The sequence below is a fragment of the Pseudomonas sp. GW821-FHT02B10 genome, from assembly GCF_059421865.1.
Window position 1 is genome coordinate 700273 of record NZ_JBWKVU010000001.1, and the last position, 16461, is coordinate 716733.

The following is a 16461-nucleotide window of genomic DNA, read 5'->3' on the forward strand; positions in this document are numbered from 1 at the left end:
GGGGTCGATCGCAGCCTGCGGCAGCGGCTACAGGGGACCGCCTTCAGTCCGGTTTCTTGTCCCAATGCCGGAACAGCGGCTCGGCCAGAAACAGCACGAACAGCAAGCGCATCACCTGCATCGCCGTCACCAGAGGCACCGACAGTTGCAGGGTCTCGGCCGTCAGGCTCATTTCCGCGATGCCGCCGGGCATCATGCCCAACGTCAGTGAACGCAAGTCCAGATGAGTTAAGGCGCTCAGGGCCACGGCCGCGAGGCTGGCGATCAGCATGGTCAGCGCCGTGCCGACCAGGGTGCGGCCCATGAACGAGGGCGCACGGCGGAAGAACTGGCGATTGAAGTGACAGCCCAGGCCGCTGCCGATCAGCCACTGGCCGATCTGGCTGCCTCCGTCCGGCAGGCCGATGTGCAGGTCCCAGCCGATACTGACCGCGGCGCTGACCAGCAGCGGCCCGAACAGCCAGGGGTTGGGCTGGCGCAGGCGTTGCCAGAGCCAGGCGAGCAGGGCGCCCGCCGGAAACAATATGGCCAGCCAGCGCCAATCGACGCTGGCCGGATGCAGTTGGGGCACGCCTTCACCGAGCAGGTACTTGAAGGCCGCCGGTACACACAAGACCACCACCAGCACCCGCAGGCTCTGCCCGGCCGCCACGCGGCTGAGCACCGCGCCGTTGCGCGCGCCGAGGTTGACCATCTCGCCGGAGCCGCCCGGCATGCTGGAGAAGAAGGCGGTGGCCCGGTCCTCACCGGTGCGCCGCAGCAGCCAGACCCCGACCACGCTGGACAGGCTGGTGACCAGGGCACCGAAGAAGATCAGGCCGAAATGGCTCATGACCTGCTCCATCACCACCGGGGTGAAGTGCAGGCCGATGCCGATGCCCACTACCCATTGCCCGCATTTGCGGCCGCCGGGAATTTCCCCCAGTTGCCAGGGCGTCAGGCAGCGCACCAGGATGATCGCCAGCAGCGAGCCGACCATCCACGGCAGCGGCCAGCCGATCTGGCTGGCGAGGTAACCGCCGGCCAGACCGACCAGGGGAGTACCCCACCACTGTTTGAAGCTGGCCTCAGACATCGGCCACGGCGCGTTGCAGGGCCGAGCGCTTGCGCCAGATGCGGATCATCGGCATCAGCAGCATGATCACGGTCAGCACCCAGACGCCGACGGTGATCGGGCTGGACCAGAGGATTTCCATCGCGCCGTTGGAGATCGACAGCGCGCGACGCAGGTTTTGCTCCATCAGCCCGCCGAGGATAAAGCCCAGCAGCACCGGCGACAGCGGGAAGTCCAGCTTGCGCAGGATGTAGCCGAAGATGCCGATGCCGACCATCAGGAACAGGTCGAAGGTGGTGGCGTGCACCGCGTAGACGCCGATCCCGGTGATGATTGCGATCACCGGCACCAGGGCCCAGTTCGGCACGGCGAGGATGCGGGTGAAGACGCGGATCATCGGGATGTTGAGGACCACCAGCATGATGTTGGCGATGAACAACGAGGCGATCAGGCCCCAGACGATGTCCGGTTGCTGCTGGAACAGCAGCGGGCCCGGGGTGATGTTGTACAGCGACAGGGCGCCGATCATCACCGCAGTGGTGCCCGAACCCGGGACGCCGAGGGTCAGCATCGGTACCAGGGCGCCGCAGGCCGAGGCGCCGATCGCGGTTTCCGGTGCCGCCAGGCCGCGCTTGTCGCCCTGGCCGAACTTGCCGCTGGCGCCGGCGATGCGTTTTTCAGTCATGTAGGCCACGGCGCTGGCCAGGGTCGCGCCGGCACCCGGCAAGACGCCCATGATGAAGCCCAGCAGGCCGCAACGGATGTTCACCACGAACACCGACGCCGCTTCCTTGAAGTTGAACATCATGCGTCCGGTGGCTTTCACCGCTTCCTGGCCGCGATGGGTTTTTTCCAGCAGCAACAGGATCTCGCTGATGGAGAACAAGCCCAGTACCAGCACCACGAACTGGATGCCGTCGGTGAGGTGGATGTTATCGCCGGTGAAGCGGTACACGCCGCTGTTGGCGTCGATACCGACCGATGACAGGAACAGCCCGATCAGCGCGGCGATAAAAGTCTTGATCGGACGATCGCCGGCCATGCCGCCGAGGCAGACAATGGCGAACACCATCAGCACGAAATACTCCGCCGGGCCGAAGGCGATCGCCCATTTCGCCAGCAGCGGGGCGAACATCACCATGCCGCAGGTGGCGATGAAGGCGCCGATGAACGAGCTCCAGGCCGACAGCGACAGAGCCACCCCGGCCAGGCCCTGGCGTGCCATCGGGTAGCCGTCGAGGGTGGTCATCACGGTAGAGGCTTCGCCCGGGATGTTCAGCAGGATCGAGCTGATCCGGCCGCCGTATTCGCAACCCAGGTACACCGCCGCCAGCAGGATCAGCGCCGACTCCGGTGGCAGGCCGAGGGCGAAGGCGATCGGGATCAGCAGTGCCACGCCGTTGATCGGGCCCAGGCCCGGGAGCAGGCCGACCACGGTGCCGATCAGGGTGCCGGTCAGGGCGGTGACCAGGTTGTAGGGGCTCAGCGCGATGCCGAAACCCTGGCCCAAATAGCCAAGCGTATCCATATCAGTTCTCCAGAACGTCGAGCAGGCCCAGGGGCAGTGGCACGTCCATCACCCGGTCGAAGAGCACGTACAGACCAATGGCCATCAGCGTGGTGACCACGGCGCTGGGCACCCAGCGGCCGCCGTACAGGCGCGCCATCGGAATGCCGATCAGGATGCTGCTGAGAATGAAACCCAGGGGTTCGAACAGGCCGGCGAAGATCAGCAGCAGGAGCACACAGATGCTGATCTTGGTCAGGGTTTCACGGTCCAGTGGCGGCTCGTCTTCGCTGTGCTTGATCGGCGCCGGGCGAAACACCATGTACAGCAGCGCCAGGCCCATCAGGCCGAGCATCAGCAGGGGAAAGGCGCGCGGGCCGACCGGTTCGTAGGAAAAGGCGGCCTGGTAAGGCCAGGCCATCAGTGCCAGGCCCAGGCAGACCAGGAGCAGCAGCGAGGCGAAAAGGCGTTGTAAGAGCATGGGAAACTCCTGGGCCCCGCCCCCGCGAAAGGGGCAGGACCGCTAGACAGGGGCGATTACTGGATCAGGCCGAACTCTTTGGCCAGGGTCTTGTAGTCGGCCACCTGTTTCTTCACGTAGGCGTCCAGTTCCGGCCCGGTCATGGCGAACGGGAAGAGCTCGCGCTGGTCGCGCAGCTTGGCGAACTCTTCGGAAGCCAGCAGCTTGTCGAAGGCGTCTTTCCACCAGGCGTAGTCTTCGTCGCTGACCTTCGGCCCGAGGTAGAAGCCACGCACCACTGGCCAGACGATGTCGTAGCCCTGCTCCTTGGCAGTCGGGATGTCCTTCATTTCCGGCTCGTCCAGGCGCTTGTCGGAGAACACCGCGAGCAGGCGCATGTCGCCGCTCTGGATGTGTGGCATGGAGTCGGAAATGTCGGTGCTGCCAACCTGGATGTGCCCGCCCAGCAGCGCGGTGGCGATTTCGCCGCCGCCTTCCAGGGCCACGTAGCGCAGGTCGCGCGGGTTGATCCCGGCGGCCTTGGCGATCAGTGCGGTCTGCATCCAGTCCTGGCTGCCGACGGTGCCGCCGGAGCCGATCACCACCGAACTCGGATCTTTCTTCAGTGCCTTGACCAGGTCGTCGAGGGTCTTGTACGGCGAGTCGCTCTTCACCGCGATGGCGCCATAGCTGGTGCCGACCGCGGCCAGCCAGCGCACCGCGCTTTCATCGAAGCGGCCGAACTTGCCCTGGGCCAGGTTCAGCAGCGAACCGCTGGACCAGGCCACCAGCGTGCCGGCGTCGGCAGGGCGCTGGGCCACCACCGCGTTGTAGGCCACCGCGCCGACACCGCCGGGCATGTAGGTCACGCGCATCGGCTTGGTCAGCAGCTTTTCGTTGACCAGCGCGCTCTGCGCCAGTTTGCAGGTCAGGTCGAAACCGCCGCCGGGGGAGGCCGGGGCGATGCATTCCGGGCGCTTGGGTTCGGCGCTGGCGGCGGCGAGCAGTTGACCGGCGAACAGCATACAGCCGGCGGCGAGGGCCAATTTACGCAGTGATGGGTTCATGCTTGTCTCCACAGGAGTTGTTGTTGTGTGTTACATGCCAGGGGCCTTGGCCGGCGTGGCGCCTGCCCAAGGTCGGTCGATTACCAGAGCGCCAGGCTGTAGCTCACCAGCAGGCGCACTTCATCCGCATCGCGGGCTGAATAGTTGGAGCGGTAGGTGGCGTTGCGCAGGCGCACCGCGACGTCCTTGAAGGTGCCGCTTTGCACCACGTACTTGATCTCGGTGTTGCGTTCCCATTCCTTGCCGGTATCGCCGTTTTTCAGGGCGATGTTGTCGCCGCTCAGGTAGCGGGTCATGAAGGTCAGGCCGGGGATGCCGAGCTTGCCGAAGTCGTAGTCGTAGCGGGCTTGCCAGGAGCGTTCTTCGGCGCCGGCGAAGTCGTTGATCTGCACGAAGTTGACCAGGTACGGGTCGGCCCCGTCGAGGTAGGGGAAGGCGCTGTCGCCGGACATGTGCTGGTAGCCGGCGCTGAGTTTATGCCCGTTCAGGGCGTAGCTCACCAGGCCGTTGAGGGATTTGTTGTCGATCTTGCCGCCGCGGGCCTGGCCCTGGTCGTCACTGACGGCGAAGCGCAGGTCTGTGGCGAAGGTGCCCGGGCCCATCGGCTGCGAGGCGAGCAGGCCGAAGAAGTGCTGGTTGTAGACCTCGGCGAGCTGGGCGAAGTGGTAGCTGCCGGTGATCTTGTCGGTGAACTTGTAGTCCAGGCCGCCGAAGTCGAAGTGCTTGCCGGCGACGGTGCCGGCGAAGCGGCTGTTCTTGTTGTTGAGGGCGATGTCCTCGAAGTCGGTGCTGTCGCGATCCTTGGCTTTCTCCAGGCGGCCGCCGGTGAAGGTCAGGTTCTTGATTTCCCTGGAGGTCAGCAGGCCGCCCTCGAAGGTCTGCGGCAGGATGCGCCCGTCGTTGGGCTTGATGGTCGGCAGTTCCGGGATCAGGCTGCCGATCTTCAGTTCGGTGGCGGAGATTTTTACTTTGCCGGTCAGGCCGACTTTGGAGTACTCGTCGGCGGCGCGCCCATCGTCGTGGGTCGGCAGCAGGCCGGTGCCGGTGCGGTCGGGGCTGGAGTCGAGCTTGATGCCGAGCATGCCCAGCGCATCGACGCCAAAGCCCACGGTGCCGTCGGTGTAGCCCGATTGCAGGTTGAGCATGAAGCCCTGGGCCCATTCGTCGCGCTTGGATTGCTGGGCACTGGTACCGCTGCGGAAATCGCGGTTGAAGTACATGTTGCGGGTTTCGAGGGTGGCGCTGCTGTCTTCGAAGAAGGCGGCCTGGCTGATCGGTGAGAAACCGGCAAGGGCGGCGGCGCTGGCGAGGGCGGTGTGGCTGAGACGGGAAAAACGAACAGGCTGGCAAGCCTGAGGCTGCATGGACAGCATCATGTTGTACTCCGTTATTGTTCTTATTGGCGAAAACGCTTCGAGGCGTTTTTCGGGAGGCCACCGGGGGGTAGCCACGGAAGTCGAAACAATCCGTGACAGGACTCTAAAGGGCCAACCTTTCGCTAACCTTTCAGCAGACTTTCACGGTTTTCGGGCTTCACAGCAGCGGTCCCGGCTGTAAACTCCGCGGCAATAAAAAGTGCCGTCGATCCCCTGAACGAGGTAGGAAATCCATGCGCGTGCTTCTCGTCGAAGACCACCTGCAGCTGGCTGAAAGTGTCGCCCAGGCGCTCAAGAGCACGGGTTTGACCGTGGATGTGCTGCACGACGGAGTCGCCGCGGACCTGGCCCTGAGCAGCGAGGATTACGCCATGGCGATCCTCGATGTGGGCCTGCCGCGCCTGGATGGTTTCGAAGTGCTGGCGCGCCTGCGGGCCCGGGGCAAGAACCTGCCAGTGCTGATGCTGACCGCGCGCAGCGATGTCAAGGACCGGGTCCACGGCCTCAACCTGGGGGCGGACGACTACCTGGCCAAGCCCTTCGAACTGACCGAGCTGGAAGCACGGGTCAAGGCCCTGCTGCGGCGCAGCGTGCTCGGCGGTGAGCGAGTACAGCGCTGCGGGGTGCTGGCCTACGACCTCGATACCCGGCGCTTTACCCTGGGTGAAGAGCTGCTGACCCTGACCTCCCGAGAGCAGGCGGTACTCGAGGCGCTGATCGCCCGGCCGGGGCGGGTCATGAGCAAGGAGCAACTGGCGTCCCAGGTGTTCGGCCTGGATGAAGAGGCCAGCCCGGACGCCATCGAAATCTATGTCCATCGCTTGCGCAAGAAACTCGACGGCCAGCCGGTGGCCATCGTCACCTTCCGTGGGCTTGGCTACCTGCTGGAAAGCCGCGATGCATAGGCCCAGCAGCCTGCGCTGGCGCCTGCTGTGGAACCTGGCGCTGCTGCTGGTGGTGCTGATGCTGGCCAGCGGCCTGAGTGCCTACTGGAATGGCCGCGAGGCAGCGGATACGGCTTACGATCGGACTTTGCTGGCCTCTGCCCGGACCATCGCCGCCGGTTTGTCCCAGCGTGACGGTGGCCTGAGCGCCAATGTGCCCTATGTCGCCCTCGATACCTTCGCCTACGACAGTGCCGGGCGGATCTATTACCAGGTCAACGATATCCATCAGAAGCTGATTTCCGGTTACGAAAACCTGCCCGGTCCGCCGCCGGGCACGCCGCGCACCGACGATTATCCGGCGCTGGCGCGGTTCTACGATGCTACTTACCAAGGGCAGAACGTCCGCGTGGTGAGCCTGCTCAAGGCAGTCAGCGAGCCGAACATGAACGGCATGGCGGAGATTCGCGTGGCGGAGACCGACGAGGCGCGGGTCCGCATGGCGCGCAGCCTGATGGCCGATACCCTGTTGCGCCTGGGCATGCTGGCCATCGGTGCGTTGTTGCTGGTGTGGTTCGCGGTCAGCGCCGCGTTGCGTCCGCTGGAGCGTTTGCGCAGCGCGGTGGAGGAGCGCCAGCCCGACGACTTGCGGCCCTTGCCGCTGGTCGAGGTGCAACGCGAGTTGTGGCCCTTGGTGCGGGCGCTCAATCACTTCACCGAGCGACTGCGTGGCCAGTTCGAGCGTCAGGCGCAGTTCATCGCCGACGCCGCCCATGAATTGCGCACCCCCCTGGCGGCGCTGAAGGCGCGCCTGGAATTGGGGCTGAGGGCCTCGGAGCCCGAGACCTGGCGCAATACCCTGGAAAGCGCCGCCCAGGGCACCGATCGCCTGACCCATCTGGCCAATCAACTGTTGTCCCTGGCGCGGATCGAAAACGGCGCCCGGGCGATTGCCGAGGGCGGCGCGCAATTGCTCGATCTCAGCCAGTTGGCCCGCGAGTTGGGCATGGCCATGGCGCCCTTGGCCCACGCCCGGGGTATCGCCCTGGCCCTGGAAGCCGATGAGCCGGTGTGGCTGCGCGGCGAACCAACCCTCTTGAACGAACTACTGAGCAACCTGGTGGACAATGCCCTGGCCCACACCAAGCCGGGTGGAAACGTGATCCTGCGGGTCAGCGCGCCGGCGGTGCTGGAGGTGGAGGACGACGGCCCGGGGATTCCCCTGGAGGACCGCGACCGGGTATTCGAGCGCTTCTACCGACGCAATCCCCATGTCGCCGGTTCCGGCCTGGGCCTGGCGATCGTCGGCGAAATCTGTCGTGCCCATCTGGCGCAGATCAGCCTGCACGATGGCGCGCAGGCGGGTCTGAAGGTGCGGGTGAGTTTTAACGCGGGCTAGAGGCTTGTGGCACAGGTTCAGTAGAGCATTGATTCAATAGAACATTGACCGCGACTCGGCCAGATCGCTGCACATCACTTTGTTCTCGGGGTCGATCCCGAGCTTTTTGAAGGCTGGCACGCTAAGGATATCGATCTTCGCCAGTGGGTGGTCGGTGTCCTTGTGGCAATACAGGCTGGCGACCTGCACCAGGTCGACGTAGTCCAGGCGCGCGGACTGGCGCTGGAAGTCCAGGTACTGCCCCGGCAACTTGGCCAGCTGTTCCGGAAACTCCCAGACCTGCAGCAGCTTGTCGCCCAGCAACGGATGGATGTGCTCGATCACGTGGTTGAGGCTGACCGGGTCGGACAGCAGCTCATAGTGATCTTCCGCATAGGTCAGGATCGGCAGCACGCCGATCTGGTGCACCAGCCCGCCGAGGGCGGCCTGGTCGGGCTTCAACTGGGTATGGCTGCGGCACAGGGCATAACTGACTCCGGCCACTTCCAGGCTTTTGCGCCAGACATCATGCATCTTTTGCGCGATCACCTCCGAGCGGGCATGGAAAATCTGCTCCATGACCAGGCCGATGGCCAGGTTGCTGCTGTAGTTCACGCCCAGCCGGGTAATCGCGGTGTGCAGGTCGGTGACTTCCTGGGTGGCGCGCAGCAGGGGGCTGTTGACCACTTTGATCAGGCGCGCCGACAGCGCCGTATCACGGCCAATCACTTTGCTCAGGGTACTGACGCTGATTTCCGGATCTTCAGCGGCCCGACGAATCTGCAGGGCCACTTCCGGTAGCGTTGGCAGAACCAGGTCATCGTTGTCGATGGCCTCAACCAAATCCTGTTGGACCTTTTCCGCCAGCTCACTCATTTCTGTTCTCTAGGGGTATTGCAGGAAGTTGCGGCAATCAGCGCTGGATTTCTCGATCGCGATCCAGCTGGTAAGGCAGGTCCAGCAGGTGCAGCCCGGGACCTTCGAGCGCACCAAGATGGAGATTGCCATCCTCTGCAGCTTCGGCTTGCAGTACGGCCAGGAGTTCAATGTTTTGTTCGGCACGCGCGGCGATCACCACCTCACCGATGGCGCTGCCGTGGGTCGGGGAGAACAGCGGGGTGCCGGGTTCCGGCAACTCTTCGGCGTTCAAGGCCAGGCGGTAGAGGCGGCGCTTGAGTTTGCCCAGGTACTGCATGCGCGCGACGATTTCCTGGCCGGTATAGCAGCCTTTCTTGAAACTGACGCCGCCGATGGCCTGCAGATTGAGCATTTGCGGGATAAACAGCTCACGAGTGGCCGGCATGACCTGGCCGATGCCGGCGCGGATCTGGCCCAGCAACCATTGATTGAGGTCGCCTTCGGGCAGTTGCGCGGCCAGCTGTTCGCGCAAGACCTCAGCTTTATCTGCGGGGGCCCAGAGCTCGGTCCGGTCCGCTGAAACACGAATGGCGATCAGGCCGTCGTTGCGGGCGACCGCGCCGTCTTCCGGCGGCAGTTCCAGCCCGAGACCGGCCAGCAGCGTATTGGCGTTGCCCAGGCCGAAGCGCGCCCACAGGGCACTTTCATCGCTGAGCTTGGCCTTGGAAAACACGGCGTATTTTTTCAGGTCCGCCAGTTGCGGCTCCAGCAACTCGGTGGCCATGGCCAGCAGGCAGCCATCGCCTTCGAGCAGGATGCGAAAGCTCGATTGCATGCGGCCTTTCTGGGTGCAACGGGCGCCCAGGCTGGATTGGCTATCGCTGAGGTAATTGAGATTGCAGGTCAGCTGGCCCTGAAGGAACTTGCTGGCATCAGGGCCGCGGACGGCGAGAACGCCCTCGTGGGACAGGGAGCAGAAAAAAGCGGAATCAGCCATGGGTCATCGCAGGGTAAAAAGTCTGGCGAACATCATAAGGGGGCGCCCCTGAAATGGGTAGTTCACAAAGGATGGGTGGTGACCGACCAAAGCCGACTGTTCTGGTGTCCGTCGGGCTGTATACTTGCGCTCTATTTGAGGAGCGCTCCATGGTCGAAGATGTTGAATTGAACCGCCTCTACTGGCACAGCCGCCGCGGCATGCTGGAACTGGACGTGTTGCTGGTGCCATTCGTGAAAGAAGTCTATCCGCATCTGAACGATGTTGATCGTGCCTGCTACGTCAGGCTGCTCGAATGCGAAGATCAGGACATGTTCGGCTGGTTCATGGAACGCTCCGAATCCGAAGATCCCGAGCTGCAACGCATGGTCCGCATGATCCTGGATCGTGTCCAACCCAAGTAACGCCTTCGAATGCCGCTGGCAGCCTTCCAGGCAATTGCTGGCGGCCTATCTCCTGGCCCAGCTGTTCGCGCTGGGCGCCTTGCTGATGCTCGATATTCCACTCTGGGCCCGTCTGCTCGGGGTTCTGCTGTGTCTGGGCCACGGAGTCTGGGCGTTGCCGCGGCGGATTCTGCTGAATCATCCCTCGGCTTTCAGCGGTCTGCGTCGTAATGCCGATGGCTGGCAGTTGTGGTGCGCCGGGCAGGGCTGGCGGCCGGTGCAACTGCGGCCTGACAGCCTGGCGCTGCCATTGCTGGTGGTGCTGCGTTTTCGCCTGCCGGGCGAGCGCTGGGTGAGGTCGGTCTGTGTGCCGCGGGACGCGCAGGCGGCCGATGTGCATCGGCGCCTGCGCGTGCGGCTCAAGTTCAGTCGCCGTAGGTGGGCGGCACCAGAATAGTGTCCAGTGCCTCGGGCAGCAGGTTCGGGTAGTCGAGGGTGTAGTGCAAGCCCCGGCTTTCCTTGCGCTCCATGGCTGAACGAATCATCAGCTCGGCGACCTGGGCCAGGTTGCGCAACTCGATCAGGTCGCGGCTGACCTTGTAGTTGCTGTAGAACTCGTCGATTTCGTCCAGCAGCAGGCGTACCCGGTGCTGAGCCCGTTGCAGGCGCTTGTTGGTGCGCACGATGCCAACGTAGTCCCACATGAATCGCCGCAGTTCGTCCCAGTTGTGCGCAATGATCACGTCTTCGTCGGAGTCGGTGACCTGGCTGGCGTCCCAGGCGGGCAGGGCGATCGGAATGGCGATCTGCGGCAGTTGCTCGAGAATGTCGGCTGCCGCGGAACGGGCATAGACGAAGCATTCCAGCAGCGAGTTGCTGGCCATGCGGTTGGCGCCGTGCAGGCCGGTAAAGCTGGTTTCGCCAATGGCATACAGACCCGGAACGTCGGTGCGGCCCTGCTGGTCGACCATCACCCCGCCGCAGGTGTAATGCGCGGCCGGTACCACCGGGATCGGCTGTTTGGTGATATCGATGGAGAATTCCAGGCAGCGCTCGTACACGGTCGGGAAGTGGCTTTTGATAAAGGCTTCCGGTTTGTGGCTGATGTCCAGGTACACGCAATCGATACCCAGGCGCTTCATCTCATGGTCGATGGCCCGGGCGACGATATCCCGTGGTGCCAGTTCGGCACGCGGGTCGAAACGCGGCATGAAGCGTTCGCCGTTGGGCAGCTTCAGGTGCGCGCCCTCGCCGCGCAGGGCTTCGGTGATCAGGAAACTCTTGGCCTGCGGATGGTAGAGGCAGGTCGGGTGGAACTGGTTGAACTCCAGGTTGGCCACCCGGCAGCCCGAACGCCAGGCCATGGCGATGCCATCGCCACAGGCACCATCGGGGTTGCTGGTATAGAGGTAGACCTTGGCGGCCCCGCCGGAAGCAAGGATGACAAAGCGCGCACCGTAGGTATCGACTTCGCCGGTGGCGCGGTTGAGTACGTAGGCGCCGAGGCAGCGATCGCCTTCCAGTCCCAGGCGCTTTTCGGTAATCAGATCGACGGCGACCCGCTGTTCCAGCAGTTCGATATTCGGGCGTTGCCGGGCCTGCTCCAGCAATGTAGTGAAGATGGCCGCGCCGGTGGCGTCGGCGGCATGGATGATGCGGCGATGGCTGTGGCCGCCTTCGCGGGTCAGGTGGAATTCGAAACCGCCGTCTTCATTGCCCGATTGCTCGTCACGGGTGAAGGGTACGCCCTGGTCGATCAGCCATTGAATGGCCTCGCGGCTGTGCTCGACGGTAAACCGTACGGCGTCTTCATGGCACAGGCCGCCACCGGCATTGAGGGTGTCGTCGACGTGGGATTCGACGGTATCGGTGTCGTCCAGCACTGCCGCGACGCCACCCTGAGCCCAATAGGTCGAGCCATTGGCGAGATCGCCCTTGCTCAATACGGCAATGCACAGATGACCAGGCAAGGTCAGCGCAAGGCTCAAACCGGCAGCGCCGCTGCCTATCACCAGAACATCGTGTTGAAACTGTTGGCTCATTGGAAAATTCCGCTCAAAAGCGACCCGGGTCGGGGTTGGCGCAAGACGCCTGGATCGGCGAGTCAAAGCAGCCATGCAGCCCACTAGTATATAGAGGGGGGGATCGGCACAATAGCGGTGCCTTCGTGGCATTATGAAATTATGAGGGCGAGAAAGGCGGTCCTGCGAGGTAGTGATGGGTGGCTCGATTTTTCCGTCAAATTGGGGAGCTGGCGACTGTATCGAAGATGTAGCAACCTTTTTCTCTTCATGGTTACACAATGTTCGCTCTGTACGGCTATAAAGATTGGGAACTTTTGACACAGCCCCAAACTCAATAGAAGGTTGCCTGATAGAAGGGACAGCGTCGGTTTTATGCAGGACTTGTGTCGTGGTCATGCAGCTCAATTCGACGACAGGATTATTCGCGCAGCCGGCCTTGCCCGCGCTGCGTTTTTCGTGCGTGCCAAATCAGAGCCCGCAGGAAACTTGCTTGGAGGGGGAGAACTTTTGCGAAAAGCCCGAGTCTATGTTTGCAAGCCTGATCGTTTAGTTATGCAAGCCTCCTCCGAGCTTATCGAGGAGTGTTCATGCTAACCCAGGAAGAGGATCAGCAGCTGGTCGAGCGCGTTCAGCGCGGCGACAAGCGAGCTTTCGATCTGCTAGTGCTGAAATACCAGCACAAAATTCTCGGGTTGATCGTGCGTTTTGTGCACGACACCCATGAAGCCCAGGATGTTGCACAAGAAGCCTTTATCAAGGCTTACCGTGCGCTTGGTAATTTCCGCGGTGACAGTGCGTTTTATACGTGGCTGTATCGTATCGCCATCAACACGGCGAAAAACTATCTGGTTTCGCGCGGCCGCCGGCCGCCGGATAGCGATGTCAGTTCCGAGGATGCGGAGTTCTACGATGGCGATCATGGCCTCAAGGATCTCGAATCGCCGGAGCGCGCATTGCTGCGGGATGAGATCGAAGGCACCGTCCATCGAACCATTCAGCAACTGCCAGAAGATTTGCGTACGGCTTTAACTTTACGTGAATTCGATGGTCTGAGTTACGAGGACATTGCCAGCGTCATGCAGTGTCCGGTGGGTACCGTGCGCTCCCGGATTTTCCGCGCTCGGGAAGCCATCGACAAAGCCCTGCAGCCGTTGTTGCAGGAAACCTGAGACAGCGGCGACAGCCAAGAGAGGAACCGCCATGAGTCGTGAAGCCCTGCAGGAATCGCTGTCCGCGGTGATGGATAACGAAGCGGACGAACTGGAATTACGTCGGGTATTGAATGCCGTCGACGAAGTGGAAACCCGTGAGACCTGGGCTCGTTACCAGATCGCCCGGGCGGCCATGCACAAGGAATTGCTGCTTCCGCGTCTGGACATCGCCGCGGCTGTTTCTGCTGCGCTGGCTGACGAAGCCGTACCGGCCAAGGCCACTCGTGGTCCATGGCGCAGCCTGGGTCGCCTGGCTGTTGCCGCATCGGTGACCGTTGCCGTATTGGCGGGTGTTCGCCTGTACAACCAGGATGAGATCGCTGGTGTCGAACTGGCACAGCAATCGAACCAGCCAACCCTGGCTGCTCCTCAAGTAAAAGGCCCAGCTGTATTGGCCGGCTACAATGAGAGTTCGGAAGCCCCTGGCCCTATGGCCAACGGCGTATTGCAAGGTCAGCCAGGCTGGCACGATCAGCGTCTGCCAAGCTACCTGCGTCAGCATGCTCAACAAGCGGCACTGAAGGGCACTGAAAGCGCTCTGCCTTATGCTCGTGCGGCGAGCCTGGAAAACCGTTAAGGAGGATCATGCGCGCCATCCCTCTACTCTCGCTTCTGCTCAGTGGCTGGTTCATTGTTCCAGCCCACGCCGACGAAGCTCAGGATTGGTTGAAACGTCTTGGGCAAGCCGAACAGCAGCAAAGCTTTCAGGGTACTTTCGTCTACGAGCGTAATGGTAGTTTTTCTACCCATAACATCTGGCATCGCGTCCAGGATGGCCAGGTCCGCGAGCGACTGATTCAGCTCGACGGTTCCGCTCAAGAGGTTGTGCGTGTTGATGGGCGTACCCAATGTGTCAGCGGTACGCTGGTGGCTGGACTGGGGGACGCCCCCAACTCTTCGGCCCACTCACTCGATCCAGAAAAACTCAAGAATTGGTACGACCTTGCCGTCATCGGCAAGTCGCGTGTGGCTGGGCGCTCCGCGGTCATTGTTTCCCTGACCCCGCGGGACCAGCACCGTTATGGTTTTGAATTGCATCTGGACCGCGAGACGGGTCTGCCGCTGAAATCGCTGCTGTTGAACGATAAGGGGCAGTTGCTCGAGCGCTTCCAGTTCACTCGCCTGGATACGGCGGATGTGCCGAAGGACAGCGAGCTGCAGGCCAGCGCCGAATGCAAGGCCGTGGCTCTGGACAGCGACAAGGCCTCCGCGGTGAAGGCTGCGCAGGCCTGGCATTCCGACTGGCTGCCGCCAGGCTTCGAGTTGACCAGCAGCAGTGCGCGTAAAGATCCCGACACCAAGACCATGGTCAACAGCCTGATGTATGACGATGGCCTGGCCCGCTTCTCGGTGTTCCTCGAACCGCTCAATGGCGCGACGGTGACCGACACCCGCACTCAACTGGGTCCGACCGTGGCGGTCTCCCGACGCCTGACCACGCCTGAAGGTGAAATGATGGTAACGGTGGTGGGTGAGATTCCTATCGGTACCGCCGAACGGATCGCCTTGTCGATGCGTACCGACGCCGTTGCGCCCAAGGCGCAGTGAGTAAGCCCCAGGTGTTCATCGAGCGTTAATGTTGGTTGTGTAAGAGGTCTGCAATGCCAGCTCTGCAATCGAGATATCTAAATGTTCGGTGAACATTTTCATTTGCAAAACCCCCTGTTTTTTCTTATAGGTCAGAGCCACTAGGTTCTGGCCTTGTTTGTCGTTTCCGGGACAAAAATACTGCGCGAGTCGCCTGGTATTTCTTGTCCCTATCGCTTAACCACGCTCGTTGTAATGGGAGCCGTATGTCGATACCACGTTTGAAATCCTATCTCTCCATTTTCGCTACTGTGCTGGTGCTCGGTCAGGCCGTTACCGCGCAGGCGGCGGACTTGCCTGACTTCACACAACTGGTCGAGCAGGCGTCGCCTGCAGTGGTCAACATCAGTACCACGCAGAAGCTCCCGGACCGCAAGGTTTCTGCCCAGATGCCGGACCTCGAAGGTCTGCCGCCGATGCTGCGTGAGTTTTTCGAGCGTGGCATGCCGCCGCAGCCGCGTTCGCCACGGGGCGATCGCCAGCGTGAAGCCCAGTCTCTGGGTTCTGGTTTCATCATTTCGTCGGACGGTTACATCCTGACCAACAACCATGTGATTGCCGACGCGGATGAAATCCTTGTCCGCCTGGCTGACCGCAGCGAACTGAAAGCCAAGCTGATTGGCACCGATCCACGCTCCGATGTGGCATTGCTGAAGATCGATGGCAAGGACCTGCCGGTGCTGAAGCTGGGCAAATCCCAGGACCTGAAGGCCGGCCAGTGGGTAGTGGCTATCGGCTCGCCGTTTGGTTTCGACCACACCGTGACCCAGGGCATCGTCAGTGCCATCGGTCGTAGCCTGCCGAACGAAAACTATGTGCCGTTCATCCAGACCGACGTGCCGATCAACCCAGGTAACTCCGGTGGTCCGCTGTTCAACCTGGCCGGTGAAGTGGTGGGTATCAACTCGCAGATCTACACCCGTTCCGGCGGCTTCATGGGTGTGTCCTTCGCTATCCCGATCGATGTCGCCATGGACGTTTCCAACCAGCTGAAAGCCGGTGGCAAAGTCAGCCGCGGCTGGCTGGGCGTGGTTATCCAGGAAGTGAACAAAGACCTGGCGGAGTCCTTCGGCCTGGAGAAACCGGCCGGTGCGCTGGTGGCGCAGATCCAGGACGACGGCCCGGCGGCCAAGGGCGGCTTGCAGGTGGGTGATGTGATCCTGAGCATGAACGGTCAACCGATTATCATGTCGGCGGACCTGCCGCATCTGGTCGGTGCCCTCAAGGCGGGTGCGAAAGCCAATTTGGAAGTGATTCGTGACGGCAAGCGCAAGAACGTCGAATTGACCGTTGGTGCGATTCCGGACGAAGACAAGGCCCTGGACGCCATTGGCAAGTCCGGTGCCGAGCGCAGCAGCAACCGTCTGGGCGTGGCGGTGGTCGAGCTGACCGATGAGCAGAAGAAAACCTACGACCTCAAGGGCGGTGTGGTGATCAAGGAAGTTCAGGATGGTCCAGCCGCGCTGATCGGCCTGCAGCCGGGCGACGTGATCACTCACCTGAACAATCAGGCGATCACTTCGACCAAGAACTTCACTGAAATCGCCCAGGCGCTGCCGAAGAACCGTTCGGTATCGATGCGGGTTCTGCGTCAGGGACGTGCCAGCTTCATTACCTTCAAGCTGGCCGAGTAATCCGTGTAGCGGATTGATCGCGCAATAAAAAGCCCGCCTCG

The 16461-nt window shown here is 62.3% G+C and carries 16 protein-coding genes; 8 read left to right on the top strand and 8 right to left on the bottom strand.

Annotated elements, in window-relative coordinates:
* Nucleotides 1–43: 43 nt before the first annotated feature.
* From AC07VU_RS03250 to AC07VU_RS03270, 5 genes are all read right to left on the bottom strand, one after another.
* Nucleotides 44–1075 (bottom strand): AbrB family transcriptional regulator, encoded by a 1032-nt coding sequence (locus tag AC07VU_RS03250; RefSeq protein WP_277588061.1) that lies wholly within the window; start codon nt 1073–1075, stop codon nt 44–46.
* The gene (locus AC07VU_RS03255) at nt 1068–2582 is read right to left on the bottom strand and encodes a tripartite tricarboxylate transporter permease (RefSeq protein WP_274305797.1); all 1515 of its coding nucleotides are present in this window, start codon (nt 2580–2582) and stop codon (nt 1068–1070) included. The genes AC07VU_RS03250 and AC07VU_RS03255 overlap by 8 nt, the downstream gene beginning before the upstream one ends.
* 1 nt (nt 2583) lies before the next feature.
* Nucleotides 2584–3042 (bottom strand): tripartite tricarboxylate transporter TctB family protein, encoded by a 459-nt coding sequence (locus AC07VU_RS03260; protein ID WP_007930215.1) that lies wholly within the window; start codon nt 3040–3042, stop codon nt 2584–2586.
* 56 nt (nt 3043–3098) lie between these two features.
* Nucleotides 3099–4088: a Bug family tripartite tricarboxylate transporter substrate binding protein gene (locus tag AC07VU_RS03265; protein WP_023968150.1), complete on the bottom strand. Its 990-nt coding sequence runs from the start codon at nt 4086–4088 to the stop codon at nt 3099–3101.
* An 80-nt stretch (nt 4089–4168) separates the two neighbouring features.
* Entirely contained in the window at nt 4169–5461 is a 1293-nt protein-coding gene (locus tag AC07VU_RS03270; RefSeq protein ID WP_009042579.1) for an OprD family porin, read from the bottom strand.
* 236 nt (nt 5462–5697) lie between these two features.
* Here AC07VU_RS03270 and AC07VU_RS03275 point away from each other — a divergent pair, with 236 nt between their 5' ends.
* Nucleotides 5698–6369 carry a response regulator gene (locus AC07VU_RS03275; protein ID WP_053259943.1) on the top strand — a complete coding sequence of 224 codons (672 nt, stop codon included), beginning with the start codon at nt 5698–5700 and terminating at the stop codon, nt 6367–6369.
* Entirely contained in the window at nt 6362–7747 is a 1386-nt protein-coding gene (locus AC07VU_RS03280; protein ID WP_007930222.1) for a sensor histidine kinase, read from the top strand. The genes AC07VU_RS03275 and AC07VU_RS03280 overlap by 8 nt, the downstream gene beginning before the upstream one ends.
* Before the next feature lie 33 nt (nt 7748–7780).
* Here the strand turns inward: AC07VU_RS03280 and AC07VU_RS03285 are convergent, their stop codons facing one another.
* Together AC07VU_RS03285 and ygfZ are read right to left on the bottom strand one after the other, a co-directional pair.
* Nucleotides 7781–8602 (bottom strand): HDOD domain-containing protein, encoded by an 822-nt coding sequence (locus tag AC07VU_RS03285; protein ID WP_062823349.1) that lies wholly within the window; start codon nt 8600–8602, stop codon nt 7781–7783.
* A gap of 37 nt (nt 8603–8639) precedes the next feature.
* Complete coding sequence (gene ygfZ / locus AC07VU_RS03290) at nt 8640–9581, bottom strand: CAF17-like 4Fe-4S cluster assembly/insertion protein YgfZ (RefSeq protein WP_274305798.1); 942 nt, start codon at nt 9579–9581, stop codon at nt 8640–8642.
* Nucleotides 9582–9730: 149 nt separating this feature from the next.
* Between ygfZ and AC07VU_RS03295 the strand changes: the two genes are divergently transcribed.
* Nucleotides 9731–9985: an FAD assembly factor SdhE gene (locus tag AC07VU_RS03295; RefSeq protein ID WP_007930227.1), complete on the top strand. Its 255-nt coding sequence runs from the start codon at nt 9731–9733 to the stop codon at nt 9983–9985.
* Nucleotides 9969–10421, top strand: a complete 453-nt coding sequence (locus AC07VU_RS03300; RefSeq protein ID WP_085530065.1) for a protein YgfX — start codon at nt 9969–9971, stop codon at nt 10419–10421. Before AC07VU_RS03295 ends, AC07VU_RS03300 begins: the two co-directional genes overlap by 17 nt.
* On the opposite strand, the gene nadB is transcribed toward AC07VU_RS03300, so the two are convergent.
* Nucleotides 10390–12006, bottom strand: coding sequence for an L-aspartate oxidase (nadB, locus tag AC07VU_RS03305; RefSeq protein ID WP_274305799.1), 1617 nt, complete (start codon nt 12004–12006; stop codon nt 10390–10392). The genes AC07VU_RS03300 and nadB overlap by 32 nt on opposite strands.
* 569 nt (nt 12007–12575) lie before the next feature.
* On the opposite strand from nadB, the gene rpoE reads away from it, so the two are divergent.
* From rpoE to AC07VU_RS03325, 4 genes are all read left to right on the top strand, one after another.
* Nucleotides 12576–13157: an RNA polymerase sigma factor RpoE/AlgU gene (gene rpoE, locus AC07VU_RS03310; protein WP_007930230.1), complete on the top strand. Its 582-nt coding sequence runs from the start codon at nt 12576–12578 to the stop codon at nt 13155–13157.
* Nucleotides 13158–13188: 31 nt separating this feature from the next.
* A complete protein-coding gene (locus tag AC07VU_RS03315) occupies nt 13189–13776 on the top strand; it encodes a sigma-E factor negative regulatory protein (protein ID WP_007930231.1) in 588 nt (195 codons plus the stop codon).
* An 8-nt stretch (nt 13777–13784) separates the two neighbouring features.
* Entirely contained in the window at nt 13785–14747 is a 963-nt protein-coding gene (locus AC07VU_RS03320) for a MucB/RseB C-terminal domain-containing protein (protein ID WP_274305800.1), read from the top strand.
* A gap of 245 nt (nt 14748–14992) precedes the next feature.
* Nucleotides 14993–16420, top strand: a complete 1428-nt coding sequence (locus AC07VU_RS03325; protein ID WP_007930233.1) for a DegQ family serine endoprotease — start codon at nt 14993–14995, stop codon at nt 16418–16420.
* Nucleotides 16421–16461 lie beyond the last annotated feature (41 nt).